This is a genomic window from Pseudomonas sp. JV245A, from assembly GCF_032424515.1.
Lineage (GTDB): Bacteria > Pseudomonadota > Gammaproteobacteria > Pseudomonadales > Pseudomonadaceae > Aquipseudomonas > Aquipseudomonas protegens.
The window spans coordinates 19,615-33,185 of record NZ_VYKE01000015.1 but is presented as its reverse complement, the minus strand read 5'-3'; the positions used below and the strand labels follow the sequence as shown (position 1 = coordinate 33,185).

Genomic DNA, 13,571 nt, shown 5'->3' with positions numbered 1-13,571 from the left:
GATCAGATGACCACCTTGCGCTCCGCCGCCGAGTCCGCCCACAGCACCTCGGTGCAGAACGACGCCTGTGCGCAGAAGGGCTCGGAGGTGGTGCAGCAGACCGTGGAAATCATTCAGCAGATTTCCCATGACCTCAATGAAGCGGCCCACAGCATCGATGCGGTGAGCAAGCAGTCGGACATCATCGGCAGCATCGTCCAGACCATCCGTGGGATCGCCGACCAGACCAACCTGCTGGCCCTCAACGCGGCCATCGAGGCCGCCCGTGCCGGTGAGCATGGGCGCGGTTTCGCCGTGGTCGCGGACGAGGTGCGCAGCCTGGCGGCGCGCACCAGCCAGGCGACGGTGGAAATCGTCGAGGTGGTGCGCAAGAACCACGACCTGTCGACGAGCGCGGTGACCAGCATGCAGTCGAGCCTGAGCCGCACCGGGCTCGGGGTCGAACTGGCGAATGAGGCGGGGGAGGTGATCCTGGAGATCCAGCAGGGCTCGCGGCACGTGGTGGATGCCATCAGCCAGTTCAACTCGACCCTGCAGTTGCAGTAGCCGGTTTTCGCCGGGCACAAAAAAGGGTTCCCATGGGGAACCCTTTTGCGTCCAGCGGGGTTACAGCGCGGCGAGGAACTTCTCGTCCACCGGTTTGGCGCTGTCCTTGGCGTCTTTCTCTTCCTTGGCCAGTTGCATCTTGTCCTGCAGGCGCTGGGCAATTTCCTGGTTGATCGCCAGCTGGCGCTCTGGCGGCAGGTTCTTCAGGTCTTCCTCGGTCAGCCCCATGTCCTTGAGGATGCTGTCGCGCAGGCGCTGTTCCGGGGTCTTGCTCATGTAGTCCTTGAACTCGCTCAGCGCGCCGGTTTCCGTCGCGCTGGTAGCCTGCGCGGCGCTGGCGGTCGGTGGCGTGGCCTGGAGCAGCACGCGGGTCTTGGCGAAGGCGGCGTTGACGTTGTCGTCCACGCTGTTGGCCTGCTGGCTGGAGGACTGGGACGCCGGATAGGTCACGGAGTTCTGGGCCTGTTGCAGCATGCCGCTGTACAGCGCGCTGGCGGCTGCGGTAGTCGGGTCCATATCGGTGCGCGAGGTGGGCTGCACCGAAACGGATTTCTGGGCGTTGACCAACATGATCGGGAACCTGTGTAAGAGAACTAGGCTGAGGTTTTAGCAAGTTCCATGCCGATTGATACGCCCTTGTATATCAAGGGCTTGGCTCAAGACGCCGGTCGTGGCTGCCAGCAAGCGGACAAGTCTTGCCGCTTTCAGGCAACCGCTGCCGGCGCCGTCTTCAGGCGTGGGCAATGTCTTCCAGGGCCAGGTTGCGGGTGCGCGGCCCGAAGCGGCCGATGGTCAGGATCACGATCAGCATGCTGCTGACGATAAAGGCCAGGACCCCGGGCGTGCCGAAATGCTCGAGGAAAAAGCCCACCAGCAAACTGCTGAACACCGTCGACAAACGGCTGAACGAGTAACAGAAGCCCACCGCCCGGGCGCGAATGTTGGTGGGGAACAATTCGCTCTGGTAGGAGTGGTAGCTGAAGCTCAGCCAGGCATTGCAGAAGGTGATCATCACCCCGCAGACAATCAGCCCCAGGGCGCTGCTCTGCAGGGCGAACAAGGTGCCGAAGGTCATGGCGCCCAGGGCCGAGCCGACGATCTGCCACTTGTTCTCGAAGCGGTTGGCGAAACGCACGAACAGCAGCGGCCCCAGGGGATAGGCCAGGGTGATGATGAAGGCGTACAGCAGGCTGTGGGTGACGCTCACGCCCTGGCCCGACAGCAGCGCCGGCAGCCAGTTGCCGAAACCGAAGAAGCCGATGGCCTGGAACACGTGAAACACGATCAGCATCAGGGCCCGGCGGCGGTAGGGCGGTTGCCAGATATCGGCGAAGCGCCCACGGCCCTGGATATCCACGGCCTGGGGTTCGGGCTCATCCAGCGGCTTGGCGTAGTCCCGGGCGCAGCGGGTCTCGAGGCCTTGCAGGATCCGGTCGGCTTCGTCGAAGCGCCCGTGCTGGGCGAGCCAGCGTGGCGACTCCGGCAAGCGTGAGCGCAACCACCAGATGAACAGGGCGAACACCGCGCTGGCCAGCACCACCCAGCGCCAGCCGGAGATCCCCCAGGGCGCCTGGGGCACCAGCCACCAGGACATCAGCGCCACTGCCGGCACCGACAGGAACTGCACGAAAAAGGCAAAGGCGAAGGCCGAGCTGCGCATGCGCTTGGGCACCAGTTCGCTGAGGTAGGCGTCGATGGTCACCAGTTCGATGCCCAGGCCGATGCCCACCAGGAATCGCATGCAGATGATCTCCAACGCCGTGCTCTGCAGCCCCATCAGCACCGTGGCCAGGGTGTACCAGATCAGGGCGAAGGTGAAGATCGCCCGGCGTCCGAAGCGGTCGGCTATCGGGCTCAGCAGGCTGGCGCCGAGGAACAGGCCAAGAAAGGTCGCCGAGGCGAAGGCCGCCTGGTCGGAAAAACCGAACACCCCCTGGTTGCCGCTGGCGAAGATCCCGTCGCGGATCAGCCCCGGGCTGATGTAGGCGGTCTGGAACAGGTCGTACAGCTCGAAAAAACCGCCAATGGACAGCAGCGCCACCAGGCGCCAGATCGTGGCCACGGCAGGCAGGCGGTCGATGCGCGCGCTGATGCCGGCGGCGCGTTGAGGGTCGAGGTCGCTGGTGAGCGGGGCAGAGGCGGGCATGCAGGGAATTCCACAGGACACAGAGCGGAAATCTTAGCCTGCTAACGGAAACCAAGGATTGTGAATCCACGTGCGTAAACCGGAGGATGCGCTGATTTATTGTCGTATTTCGTTACATCTGCCGGATTTATAGCGCAACGCCGGGCACCCGCGCGTGACGGCGGGTGCCCGGTGGTGGCTCAGTAGGTGATGGGAATGCCGAAATCTTCCTGGAAGGCATCGTCCACCGGTTCGTAGCCCAGCACCCGGGTGGTTTCGCTGAGGTCCAGGCGCTTGAAGCGATTGTTGGAAATGCCGTGGCCGATCAGCAGTTGCACCCCCGGGGTTTCCACTGCCCGTTGCAACAGCTGCACTGCATCCCGTGGGCTGAGCCAGGCGCTCAGGTCGCGGGTGGTGGTCAGTTCGTGGTGTTTCGGGTCTTCGAACGCACCAATGCGCAGGGCAATGCAGGACAGCCCGCGCTTGGCGGCATAGAAGGCGCATAGCGCCTCGCCGTAGCACTTGCTCACGCCATACAGGTTGGCTGGCATCACCGGCATGCCCGGGGTGATCTGCCGGTCCACCGGGTAGCCCTCGATGGTCTGGGCGCTGCTGGCAAATACCAGGCGCCGGCAACCGGCCTGTACCGCGGCCTCGAACAGGTAGGTGGTGGCGAGGATGTTGTTCGGCAGCAACTCGTCGAAGCTGGCGCTGGCATGGGGAATGCCGGCCAGGTGCACGATGACGTCGATCCCCGGGAGCAGGCGGCCGATGGCTTGCGGGTCGTCGAGGTCCAGGCGCACGAAGCGGTGTGGCGCGGGGATTTCGAAGTCCGGCTCTACCCGGTCGGTGAGGGTGAAGCGGTGGCGCTCCTGGGAGCCCTGAAAAAACACCTTGCCGATCCTGCCGCAAGCGCCGGTCAGTAGTACGTTAAGTCCGTTCATTTCGAATCTCCGATGGGCCAGAGGAGGGATGGCCAGCTCAGGCGATGCCATTGCGCCCGTGCAGCATGAAGCCCGGGTGCAGGCTGAGGCGTTCGTAGTAGGCGGCCACGGCGGGGTAGGCCGGGTGCTCCATGGGGGTCATCTTCCAGCGATTCACCGAGAGGCCAAGAACGATATCCGCAAGGCTGAAATCCTCGCCCAGAACATAGGCGCCCGAGCGCTCGAGCTGGCGTTCGAGGATTTGCATCTTGGCATTCCAGGCCAGCAGGCTGGCGCCGATGCGCTGGCTGTCCTGGTAATCCGCATGCTGGCGCACCAGGCCCATGAAGGCATAGCTCCAGGACGGGTTCAGCTCGGTGGCCTGCCAGTCCATCCACTGTTCAACCAGGGCCCGGGCGCGCGGGGCCGTGGGCAGCAGGCCGCTGCCGGGGTGCAGGTTGGCCAGGTAGCGGCAGATGCTGTTGGATTCCCACAGGACCCCGGCGTCGTCGATCAGCACCGGTACCTGGGCATTGGGGTTGAGGGCGAGAAACTCGGGGGTATGGGTGGACTGAAAGCCACTACCCCAGTCTTCCTGCTGGTAGGAAAGCCCAAGCTCCTCACAGGTCCACAAGACTTTCCTGACATTGATGGACGAGGCTTTACCGAGAATTCTGCAGCGGGTTCCCATGACGCTTCCTTGTTCGTGGTACTGGATGGCCATGGGAATCTAACAGCGTGGCGTCGTCTCGGCGACGATCAATTTGCCGATACGGGTATCTCAGGCCGGATCGGGGAGGGCCGAGGCCGGCAAGCCGAAAACCCGGTCGAACAGCCAGTTGAAGGCAAAGGTGTAGCAGGGGATGAACAGGATCAGCGCCAGGTCCAGGAGAAAGGCCTGCACCAGGCTGATCGCCATCCACCAGGCGATCAGCGGGATCAGGAACACGATCAGGGTCAACTGGAAACCCACGGCATGGGCAATGCGCCGCTTGACCGTACGGGTGCGCGATGGCTGGCGGCTTTCCCAGCGCTCGAACAGGGTGGTGTAGATGAAGTTCCAGGTCACCGCGATGCTGGTGATGACCACCGCCAGCGGCCCGGTGCTGCTGGGCGAGGTGCCGGACAGCAGGGCCAGGCCCAGGGCCGAGAAGGTCATGCCGAACACTTCGAATAAAGAGACATAGACCAGTTTGCGTTTCACGCCTTGCATGCGGGTTCCTCGATTTTGAATGGGAATGGCCAGCCTGAGGGTGGCGCAGGGCGCGGAAGATAGCTTCAATCAAGGTGACAGAAAAAGTCGGAAGCTTTCAGTTTTCCTGATAGGTTGTTTCTCATGAACTTCTCCAGCGACAGCATCCAGTTGTTTCTCGCCGTGCTCGATCGCGGCTCCTTTTCTGCGGCGGCGCGTTCTTTGGGCAAGGTGCCTTCGGCCGTGAGCATGGGCATCGCCAACCTCGAGGCGGAGTTGGGGTATGCGCTGTTCGATCGCAGCCACCGCGAGCCGCTGCCCACGCCGCTGGCCTTGTCCCTGGCGCCCCATGCGCGGCTGATTGCCGACCAGCTCAAGCAATTGCAGGTGCATGCCGTCGAGCTGTCCCTGGGCCTGGAGAGCAAGCTGTCGATCGCGGTGGTGGATGACATCGACAAGCAACGGGTACTGGCCGCCATCAAGCTGATTGCCGAGCGCTATCCGCTGCTGGAAGTCGAGCTGCTCAGTGCTCCCCAGGATGACGTGCTGCACCTTTTGCACAGTGGCCGGGTCAGCGTCGGCGTGGCCTTTGCCGGGTTGAGCGTGAATGCCCTGGAGTATTTCCAGTACCTGGGCTGCGAGCGGATGATTGCCTGCATTTGCGCCGGGCACCCTGTGTTCCAGGCCAGTGACGGTTCGCTGTACCTGGAAGAGCTGATCAAGGTCCGTCAGGTGGTGGTGGCCAGCCGCGACCTGCCCCTGAGTGATACCCGGCCCCTGGTGGGCGAGTCGCTGTGGCGCACCGACAGCCTGGCGATGGCCCTGCACATGGTGGAGGCGGGGATCGGCTGGGGCAATTTCCCGTTGTCGGTGATCCAGCCGTTGCTGGCGGCGGGGCGCTTGCAACGGTTGCATTTCAAGAACATCGACAACGGCCTGGTGTTGCCGGTGCACGCGGTGTGGTTGAAGAACCAGCCTTTGCAGAAGGGGGCCCTGGCCCTGGTGCAATTGCTCAGCGGCGAGGACCCGGCGCTGGGGGCCGTGGCCCCGCCTGCCTGAGTGCCTACGCCAGGGCTTGCCGGCGCAGCCAGTGCAGCAGTTTTCCGCTGGCCGAATCTGGGTCTATGGCCTGGGGGGAAAGCAGGTAATAAGCGCTGCCATCGGCGACAAAGCCGAAGGGCGCACACAGCAGCCCGCCCTCCAGGTCGTCACGCACCAGTTGCCAGGGGGCAATGGCCAGACCCAGCCCGGCCACGGCCGCTTGCAGGCTGAAGTAGAAGTGCTCGAAGACCTGCTCCGGTGGCGTCGGGGCAACCGGTTGTTGCTGCAATTGCAGCCACTGTTGCCAGGCGTGCGGCCGGGTGGCGCTGTGCAGGCGCGGGGCCTGCGCCGCCAGTTGCGCCAGCCCGGCCGTTGCCGGGGTCCAGTCGGCCTGGCGCTCAGGGCGGCATACCGGGCCTATGGCTTCGTCGAATAGCCAGTGGGCCTGGGTGTCGCGGCTCCAGGCAAAGTCGTTGCGGCGGATCGCCAGGTCGATACCGGCACCGAACGAGAAGGGCCCGCCGCCGGCCAGCAGCTGGATCGGCACTTGCGGGTGCTCGGCATAGAACCCCGGCATGCGCGGAATCAGCCAGCGCATCAGCAGGGTCGGCTCGCAGGACAGCACCAGCGGTGCTGCGGGAGCCGGGGCTCGCAGGCGGCTGGCGGTGCTCTCGATCAGGTCCAGGGCCTGGGTCACGCTGTGCAGCAGTTCGGCTCCGGCGGCGGTGAGAAAGACCCGCTGGCTGCGGCGCTCAAAGAGAGGGGTGCCGAGGTCCTCTTCCAGGGCGCGCACCGCACGGCTGATGGCGCCGTGGGTCAGGTGCAGGGTGGCGCCGGCCTGGGTGAAGCTTTCCAGGCGTGCAGCGGCTTCGAAGCAGCGCAAGGCGCTCAGCGGGGGCAGGCGCCGTCGCGAGAGTTGTGAGTTTTTATCACCAGGAATGTCAGTTTTCATCGTTATCGGCCTGGGTCATGGTCCCAATACAGTAGCGCCTGATTCTATAGCCTAGGCGTATTCAACGTGACCGAACTGTTACTCGTAATCACCATTACCATTCTTGCTGTACTCAGCCCCGGGGCCGACTTTGCCCTGGTAACCCGCAACAGCCTGCTGCTTTCGCGCCGCCACGGCGTGTTCACGGCCCTGGGCATCGGGCTCGGGGTCATGGTGCATATCGGCTACAGCTTGCTGGGGGTGGGGGTGCTGTTGCAGCAGTCGCTGCTGTGGTTTACCGGCTTGAAGATCGCGGGTGCGCTGTACCTGATCTACCTGGGCATCAAGCTGTTGCGCAGCCCTGAGCAACGTCCGGGGGAAGAACCGGCAGAGGGGGCTCGGATGTCGACCTGGGGCGCCTTGCGCAGTGGCTTTCTGACCAATGCCCTGAACCCCAAGACGATGATTTTCGTTCTCAGTCTGTTCATGCAGGTGATTCAGCCGGGCACGGCCTTGCCGGTGCAGATCGGCTACGGCGCGATCATCGTCCTGGCCCACGTGCTGTGGTTCGTGCTGGTGGCGCTGTTTTTCTCGGCACCGGCGATTGCCGGCCGGCTAATGGCCTACAAACGCCGGATCGATCAGTTGTTCGGCGCGGTGCTGGTGGGCTTCGGCCTGTTGCTCAGTGTCCTGAGCGTCAGGCCCTGAGGCGTTTCAGGTGCTTTCCCGAACCCGCAGTTCAAAGCCCATGTCCACCACCGGCTCGGCCACGCTGTTGCCGGCCAGCAGGGTCAGCATCTGTTCGGCGGCGCGGCGGCCAATGGCTTCGCGCGGAGTGCTGATGCTGCTCAGGCGCGGCACCATGTGTTCGGAGGAGGGCAGGTCGTTGAAGCCCAGCACCGCCACCTGCTCGGGCACCTTGATCCCGCAGCGCATGGCTTCCAGCAGCGCGCCCTGGGCCAGGTCGTCGTTGCCGAAGAAGATCGCGTCCACCTGGGGCTGGCTCTGCATCAGCTGCAGGAACAGCTCGGCCCCCAGGCCGACGGACGAGGGCCGTGGGGTCAGCAGTTCCAGGTCGGGGTTGTACAGCCCGGCCTGCTGCAGGGCACGGCGGAAACCTTCGCCGCGCAGCAGGGTGCGCTGGTCCAGTTGCGCACCGACGTAGGCCAGGTGCTTGCGCCCGCGGGAAATCAGATGCTGGGCCGCCGTTTCGCCGGCGTTCAATTGCGAGAAGCCCACGCAGTTGAGCCCGGCGCCGGAGTCCAGGTCCATCATGTAGACGCAGGGAATGTTGTTCGCCTCGATCATCCGTCGGGCGCTTTCGGTGCGGTCGAAACCGGTCAGCAGCAGCCCCCGGGGCTGGTAGGTCATGTAGTTGCGCAGCAGGTTTTCTTCTTCGTCCCGAGAATAGTGGCAGTTGCCGATCAGCACTTCGAAGCCTTTGGGGCGCAGTACCTGGTGGATGGCTTCCAGGGTTTCGATGAACAGCAGGTTGGACAGCGACGGCACCAGCACCACCACCGACTGGCTCTGCGCCGAAGCCAGGGCGCGGGCGGCGGAGTTGACCACGTAGTTCAGTTCCTGCGCGGCCTTCTGCACCTTTTCCACCAGTTCGGTGGCCACGCTGCTGACGCCGCGCAGGGCCCGGGAGGCGGTAATCGGGCTGACTCCGGCCAGGCGGGCGACTTCATTGAGGGTGGGACGGCCCGTGGTACGGGTGTTTTTATCGTTTTTATGAGTGGTCATCAGACGGCTTGCCAAACAAAATTCAAGTCTCTAAGGTAGCGCTGTCCTGAAACAGCTGCAATGCGTGAGCGAGGTGTGCCTGACCCTCGCTCTTTGGTTTGGCGGACTATATACGCGGCAACCCACAAAAATGACAAGAAGGCGTCGGCAGACACTGTTTTTGTACTAGATTTTTTATTTGCGAAGGTAGCGCTGTCTGCGCGCTGAGGTGTTTCATGAGTCAACCCATCACCGCCCTGGTCATCATGGGTGTTGCCGGCTGCGGCAAGTCCAGTGTCAGTCAGGCCCTGTGCCAGCGCAGCGGCGCCATGGCCATTGAAGGCGATACCTTCCACCCGGCGGCGAACATCGCCAAGATGAGTGCCGGCATTCCCCTCGACGACGAAGACCGTGCCGGCTGGCTCGACAGCCTGTGCGATGAGTTGCGTCGTGCCCTGGCCGCCGGCCAGCACCCGGTACTGACCTGCTCGGCGCTCAAGCGCAAGTACCGCGAGCGCCTGCGCGCCGCCACGCCCGGCCTGGGCTTTGTCTTTCTCGAACTGACTCCGGCAGTCGCCGCCGACCGTGTGGCGCACCGGCCAGGGCATTTCATGCCTTCGACCCTGATCGACAGTCAGTTCGCCACTCTCGAATCCCCGGTGGGGGAGCCGCTCACCCTGGCCCTGGATGCCAGCACCCTGAGCGTCCAGCGCCTGGCCGAACTGGCCAACCAATGGTGGCTGGAGCATGGCCTGGAACCTTCACATTAAGTGCTGGCTCGAAAAAGGTAGCGCTATCCCACTCGGCCCTTGTTTTTAACGCTTTAATAAAAACAACAAACCGGAGGCAATCCCATGTTTGGCATGTCCCAAGAGACCTATCTGCTGGTTGATGCAGTGGTCACTATCATCGGGCTGATCGTGTTGATCACCCGATTCAAGCTGCACCCCTTCATCGCTCTGATCATCGCCGCGGGTTTCCTCGGCCTGACGTCGGGCATGCCGGTGGACAAGATCATCAAGGCGTTCCAGGACGGCTTTGGTGGCGTGCTCGGTTTTGTCGGCATCATCCTGGCCCTGGGTACCATGCTCGGCAAGATGATGGCCGAGTCCGGTGGCGCCGATCAGATCGCCCAGACCCTGATCCGCTCGTTCGGCAAGGAGCGGGTGCAGTGGGCGATGATGTTTGCCGCCTTCCTGGTGGGCATCCCGCTGTTCTTCGAGATCGGCTTCGTGCTGCTGATTCCGCTGGTGTTCATCGTTGCCCGGCGTACCGGGGTGTCGCTGATCAAGATCGGCATTCCGCTGCTGGCCGGCCTGTCGGCGGTGCACGGCCTGGTGCCGCCGCACCCGGGGCCGCTGCTGGCCATCGGCGTGTTCGGCGCCGACATCGGCAAGACCATCCTGTATGGGCTGATCGTGGCGCTGCCCACGGCGATCATCGCCGGGCCGATCTACGGCACTTTCATTGCCAAGTACATTCCCGGCAATCCGTCCCAGGAACTGGTGGACCAACTGGCCCGCGAGCCCCAGGCCGCCCAGTTGCCCAGCTTCAGCGTGACCCTGGTGACCGTGCTGTTGCCGGTGTTCCTGATGCTGCTCAAGACCTTCGCCGACGTGGCGCTGCCGGACGGACACTTCTTCCGCATCTGGATGGACATGATCGGCCACCCGATCACCGCCTTGCTGCTGGCGCTGCTGCTGTCGCTGTACACCTTCGGCTACAAGCAGGGCATCGGTTCCAAGCAGATTCTCAAACTGTTGGATGCCAGCCTGGCGCCGACCGCGGCGATCATCCTGATCATCGGTGCCGGTGGCGGCTTCAAGCAGATGCTGGTGACCAGCGGCGTGGGTGACGTGATCGGCCATATGGCGGTCAATGCGCAGATCTCGCCGATCCTCCTGGCGTGGCTGGTGGCGGCGGTGATCCGTATCGCCACCGGTTCGGCCACCGTGGCCACCATCACCGGTGCCGGCATCGTGGTGCCGGTGGTGGGGATGATCCCCGGGGTCAACCGTGAGCTGCTGGTGCTGGCCACCGGCGCCGGCTCGCTGATCCTGTCCCACGTCAACGACGCCGGGTTCTGGCTGGTCAAGCAGTACTTCAACATGACCGTGGCCGAGACGTTCAAGACCTGGACGGCGATGGAAACCATCCTTTCGGTGGTGGGCCTGATCTTTATCCTGCTGCTGTCGTTGGTGGTTTAAACGGCTTCGCCGGCAAGCCGGCTCCTACAGGGAGCAGGTTGTCGGTGAAACGCGAGTACAAAAAAACCGCATCACTGCGGTTTTTTTGTGGCTGAAAGCATCTCAGCTTTTCGGTGCCAGGCCGTCGGCGCGGAACATGCCGCGGATGCCGCGCACTGCCTGGCGAATCCGGTCCTGGTTTTCGATCAGGGCGAAGCGCACGTGATCGTCGCCGTATTCACCAAAACCCACCCCCGGCGAGACACAGACCTTGGCCTCGGCCAGCAGCTTCTTGGCGAACTCCAGGGAGCCCAGGTGCGCGTAGGCCTCGGGAATCTTGGCCCAGACGTACATCGAGGCCTTGGGGTTCTCCACCATCCAGCCCAGTTCGTGCAGGCCCTTGACCAGCACGTTGCGCCGCTGCCGGTACTGTTCGGCAATGTCGCGCACGCATTGCTGGTCGCCTTCCAGGGCGGCAATCGCCGCCACCTGCAACGGGGTGAAGGTGCCGTAGTCGTGGTAGCTCTTGATCCGCGCCAGGGCGCTGACCAGTTCCGGGTTGCCCACCATGAAGCCGATGCGCCAGCCGGCCATGTTGTAGCTCTTGGACAGGGTGAAGAACTCCACCGCGATGTCCTTGGCGCCCGGCACCTGCATGATCGACGGGGCTTTCCAGCCGTCGTAGACGATATCGGCGTAGGCCAGGTCATGGATCACCAGCACGTCGTACTGCTTGGCCAGGGCGATCACCCGTTCGAAGAAGTCCAGCTCCACGCACTGGGCGGTGGGGTTGGACGGGAAACCGAGGATCATCATCTTCGGCTTGGGGATCGAACCGCGGATGGCCCGCTCCAGCTCGGCGAAGAAATCCACCCCGGGCACCAGCGGCACCGAGCGCACCTGGGCGCCGGCGATGACCGCGCCGTAGATGTGGATCGGGTAGCTGGGGTTGGGCACCAGCACCGTGTCGCCCTGGTCCAGGGTGGCCAGCATCAGGTGCGCCAGGCCTTCCTTGGATCCGATGGTGACGATGGCTTCGCTTTCCGGGTCGATATCGACCTCGTAGCGGTCCTTGTACCAGCGGGAAATCGCCCGGCGCAGCCGCGGAATGCCCTTGGAGGTGGAGTAGCCGTGGGTGTCTTCGCGCTGGGCGACGGTGACCAGTTTCTCGACGATATGCGGCGGGGTAGGGCCGTCGGGGTTACCCATGCTCAAGTCGATGATGTCTTCGCCGCGCCGACGCGCAGCCATCTTCAGCTCGGCAGTGATATTGAAAACATAGGGGGGAAGACGATCGATGCGCGCAAAGCGGCGCGGCGAACCTTGTTCGGCCATTGTTGCCTCGAAAAGACGTAAGCGCCCGGAACCGTCCGAGCGACGTTGGCCACTGCGGTGGCCTGCGGGGCAGACGATACGGGCGCCGCCGCCGGCTTGTCCAGAGGCGCGGAAAATTATTTTTGGTGCGCCCGTGCGGATTTGCGAGGGGGCAGGATTTGCCGCTATAACGTGCACGCTTCTTGCCTGCAAGGGCTGTGAGCTGCCTCAGCCGGCCCGGCTTTTCCGGGCTCCTCGCACCTCGCTTCTCTTCGAACAACAGCAGCAAACGGGATGAATGATGGAGTTTACCAGCGGCTTCTTGTTGAGCCTTTCGCTGTGCCTGGACATCGGCGTGGCCAATATCGCGATGATTACCCTGGCCATGCAACGGGGTTATTTCCAGGGCTTCTGCCTGGGCCTGGGGACCTGTGTCGGCGACCTGATCTATGCGCTGCTGGCCCTGGCCGGGATGACCGTGCTGCTGCAATACCAAAGCGTGCGCTGGGTGCTGTGGATCGGCGGTTCGGCCCTGCTGGTGTACTTCGCGGCGAAGATGATCTACGCCGCCCTCCATCACAGCGCGGTGCTGGCCACCGCCGGGGAGGCGGACCAGGGCTCGCCGCGTCGGGAGTTTTTTCGCGGGATCTTCCTGGCCATGTCGTCCCCCAGTGCGATCCTCTGGTTCGCTGCCGTGGGCGGCACCCTGATTGCCCGATCCGGGGGCGGTGGGATTGCCGATTCGGGATTGTTCCTGGCCGGCTTTTTCTGTGCCGGGCTGGTCTGGACCCTGGGCCTGTGCCTGGCCGCGACCCAGGGCGGCAAGCTGCTGGGGGACAAGCTGTTGCGCTATTCCTACCTGGCATCTGCGGCGATCTTCTGCTATTTCGCGGTGTACGTGATTCTATCCGGCTACCAGGAGTTCATCCTTGGTACGGGCGCGGCAGACCTTCCGGCGCTCTGATCCTGGCCTTGGCTATTGGCTTCTATACTTCGTGCCGAACCCATCTTTTCTGCGGCAGGAGTGGCATTCATGGATGAGCAAGAACAGGGCAGAGGCCCAGAACCGCGCTTCGAAAGGGAGCGTTTTTTGCTGATCGCCGGCCTCGGCGAACGATTCACTCCTGCCACTCGCCAGGACATCGGCCTGCTGTGGCAGCGCTTTGTGCCGCACATCGGCAAGGTGCCGGGGCAGGTCGACCGCAAGACCTATGGCATCTGCTGCAACCCCGACGGCCAGGGCGGCTTCGAGTACATCGCCGGGGTCGAGATCAGCAAGCTCGACGATCTGCCCGAGCGCTATCGCTGGATCGAGGTGCAGCCGCAGCACTATGCGGTGTTCGAGCATGGCGGCGCCTTGCAGGACTTGCCCCGGACCTTCGACTACATCTGGAACACCTGGCTGCCCCAGTCGGGTCGAGAGGCCGCCGATGCCCCGGAGTTCGAGCGCTACAGCGCCGACTTCAACCCCCAGGCCGGCACCGGGGTACTGGAAATCTGGCTGCCCCTGAAAAGTGAATGACCCCCTCGGGGGCGCTGGCCCGTCCCCGATTCTCCCGCCCCACACCGCCGCAATCTTTACGCCGTC

The 13,571-nt window shown here is 63.8% G+C and carries 15 protein-coding genes; 7 read left to right on the top strand and 8 right to left on the bottom strand.

Translation table 11 applies throughout. The annotated features are described in order from the left end of the window. Positions 1–6 precede the first annotated feature (6 nt). Entirely contained in the window at positions 7–546 is a 540-nt protein-coding gene (locus F6S12_RS33745) for a methyl-accepting chemotaxis protein (RefSeq protein WP_225368817.1), read from the top strand. Between the two features lie 60 nt (positions 547–606). Here the strand turns inward: F6S12_RS33745 and F6S12_RS06900 are convergent, their stop codons facing one another. The 5 genes from F6S12_RS06900 to F6S12_RS06880 form a co-directional block, all read right to left on the bottom strand. Beyond that, the gene (locus F6S12_RS06900; RefSeq protein ID WP_011062843.1) at positions 607–1,116 is read right to left on the bottom strand and encodes a hypothetical protein; all 510 of its coding nucleotides are present in this window, start codon (positions 1,114–1,116) and stop codon (positions 607–609) included. Positions 1,117–1,276: 160 nt separating this feature from the next. Next, positions 1,277–2,692, bottom strand: coding sequence for an MFS transporter (locus tag F6S12_RS06895; RefSeq protein ID WP_315868801.1), 1,416 nt, complete (start codon positions 2,690–2,692; stop codon positions 1,277–1,279). A 179-nt stretch (positions 2,693–2,871) separates the two neighbouring features. After that, positions 2,872–3,615: an NAD-dependent epimerase/dehydratase family protein gene (locus F6S12_RS06890; protein WP_015636722.1), complete on the bottom strand. Its 744-nt coding sequence runs from the start codon at positions 3,613–3,615 to the stop codon at positions 2,872–2,874. Positions 3,616–3,652: 37 nt separating this feature from the next. Then, positions 3,653–4,285 (bottom strand): glutathione S-transferase family protein, encoded by a 633-nt coding sequence (locus F6S12_RS06885; protein WP_011062840.1) that lies wholly within the window; start codon positions 4,283–4,285, stop codon positions 3,653–3,655. A 90-nt stretch (positions 4,286–4,375) separates the two neighbouring features. Beyond that, positions 4,376–4,807 carry a PACE efflux transporter gene (locus tag F6S12_RS06880; protein ID WP_015636721.1) on the bottom strand — a complete coding sequence of 144 codons (432 nt, stop codon included), beginning with the start codon at positions 4,805–4,807 and terminating at the stop codon, positions 4,376–4,378. Between the two features lie 123 nt (positions 4,808–4,930). Here F6S12_RS06880 and F6S12_RS06875 point away from each other — a divergent pair, with 123 nt between their 5' ends. Next, positions 4,931–5,845, top strand: coding sequence for a LysR family transcriptional regulator (locus F6S12_RS06875; protein ID WP_011062838.1), 915 nt, complete (start codon positions 4,931–4,933; stop codon positions 5,843–5,845). Between the two features lie 4 nt (positions 5,846–5,849). On the opposite strand, the gene F6S12_RS06870 is transcribed toward F6S12_RS06875, so the two are convergent. Next, complete coding sequence (locus F6S12_RS06870; RefSeq protein ID WP_041119577.1) at positions 5,850–6,779, bottom strand: LysR family transcriptional regulator; 930 nt, start codon at positions 6,777–6,779, stop codon at positions 5,850–5,852. A 66-nt stretch (positions 6,780–6,845) separates the two neighbouring features. Here F6S12_RS06870 and F6S12_RS06865 point away from each other — a divergent pair, with 66 nt between their 5' ends. Then, positions 6,846–7,466: a LysE family transporter gene (locus tag F6S12_RS06865; protein WP_315868800.1), complete on the top strand. Its 621-nt coding sequence runs from the start codon at positions 6,846–6,848 to the stop codon at positions 7,464–7,466. Positions 7,467–7,472: 6 nt separating this feature from the next. On the opposite strand, the gene F6S12_RS06860 is transcribed toward F6S12_RS06865, so the two are convergent. Beyond that, positions 7,473–8,504: a LacI family DNA-binding transcriptional regulator gene (locus F6S12_RS06860; RefSeq protein WP_011062835.1), complete on the bottom strand. Its 1,032-nt coding sequence runs from the start codon at positions 8,502–8,504 to the stop codon at positions 7,473–7,475. A gap of 215 nt (positions 8,505–8,719) precedes the next feature. On the opposite strand from F6S12_RS06860, the gene F6S12_RS06855 reads away from it, so the two are divergent. After that, positions 8,720–9,253 (top strand): gluconokinase, encoded by a 534-nt coding sequence (locus tag F6S12_RS06855; protein ID WP_011062834.1) that lies wholly within the window; start codon positions 8,720–8,722, stop codon positions 9,251–9,253. Between the two features lie 84 nt (positions 9,254–9,337). Further along, positions 9,338–10,690, top strand: coding sequence for a GntP family permease (locus tag F6S12_RS06850; RefSeq protein WP_011062833.1), 1,353 nt, complete (start codon positions 9,338–9,340; stop codon positions 10,688–10,690). 102 nt (positions 10,691–10,792) lie between these two features. Here the strand turns inward: F6S12_RS06850 and alaC are convergent, their stop codons facing one another. Beyond that, the gene (alaC, locus tag F6S12_RS06845; RefSeq protein ID WP_011062832.1) at positions 10,793–12,004 is read right to left on the bottom strand and encodes an alanine transaminase; all 1,212 of its coding nucleotides are present in this window, start codon (positions 12,002–12,004) and stop codon (positions 10,793–10,795) included. 280 nt (positions 12,005–12,284) lie between these two features. Here alaC and F6S12_RS06840 point away from each other — a divergent pair, with 280 nt between their 5' ends. Next, the gene (locus F6S12_RS06840) at positions 12,285–12,947 is read left to right on the top strand and encodes a LysE family translocator (RefSeq protein ID WP_011062831.1); all 663 of its coding nucleotides are present in this window, start codon (positions 12,285–12,287) and stop codon (positions 12,945–12,947) included. Positions 12,948–13,016: 69 nt separating this feature from the next. Then, positions 13,017–13,505, top strand: a complete 489-nt coding sequence (locus F6S12_RS06835; protein ID WP_011062830.1) for a GyrI-like domain-containing protein — start codon at positions 13,017–13,019, stop codon at positions 13,503–13,505. The last annotated feature ends 66 nt before the right edge of the window (positions 13,506–13,571 follow it).

Coding starts and splice junctions, on each gene's coding strand:
- F6S12_RS33745 (WP_225368817.1), top strand. CDS start 7: ATGACCACCTTGCGCTCCGCCGCCGAGTCCGCCCACAGCACCTCGGTG.
- F6S12_RS06900 (WP_011062843.1), bottom strand. CDS start 1,116: ATGTTGGTCAACGCCCAGAAATCCGTTTCGGTGCAGCCCACCTCGCGC.
- F6S12_RS06895 (WP_315868801.1), bottom strand. CDS start 2,692: ATGCCCGCCTCTGCCCCGCTCACCAGCGACCTCGACCCTCAACGCGCC.
- F6S12_RS06890 (WP_015636722.1), bottom strand. CDS start 3,615: ATGAACGGACTTAACGTACTACTGACCGGCGCTTGCGGCAGGATCGGC.
- F6S12_RS06885 (WP_011062840.1), bottom strand. CDS start 4,285: ATGGGAACCCGCTGCAGAATTCTCGGTAAAGCCTCGTCCATCAATGTC.
- F6S12_RS06880 (WP_015636721.1), bottom strand. CDS start 4,807: ATGCAAGGCGTGAAACGCAAACTGGTCTATGTCTCTTTATTCGAAGTG.
- F6S12_RS06875 (WP_011062838.1), top strand. CDS start 4,931: ATGAACTTCTCCAGCGACAGCATCCAGTTGTTTCTCGCCGTGCTCGAT.
- F6S12_RS06870 (WP_041119577.1), bottom strand. CDS start 6,779: ATGAAAACTGACATTCCTGGTGATAAAAACTCACAACTCTCGCGACGG.
- F6S12_RS06860 (WP_011062835.1), bottom strand. CDS start 8,504: ATGACCACTCATAAAAACGATAAAAACACCCGTACCACGGGCCGTCCC.
- F6S12_RS06855 (WP_011062834.1), top strand. CDS start 8,720: ATGAGTCAACCCATCACCGCCCTGGTCATCATGGGTGTTGCCGGCTGC.
- F6S12_RS06850 (WP_011062833.1), top strand. CDS start 9,338: ATGTTTGGCATGTCCCAAGAGACCTATCTGCTGGTTGATGCAGTGGTC.
- alaC (WP_011062832.1), bottom strand. CDS start 12,004: ATGGCCGAACAAGGTTCGCCGCGCCGCTTTGCGCGCATCGATCGTCTT.
- F6S12_RS06840 (WP_011062831.1), top strand. CDS start 12,285: ATGGAGTTTACCAGCGGCTTCTTGTTGAGCCTTTCGCTGTGCCTGGAC.
- F6S12_RS06835 (WP_011062830.1), top strand. CDS start 13,017: ATGGATGAGCAAGAACAGGGCAGAGGCCCAGAACCGCGCTTCGAAAGG.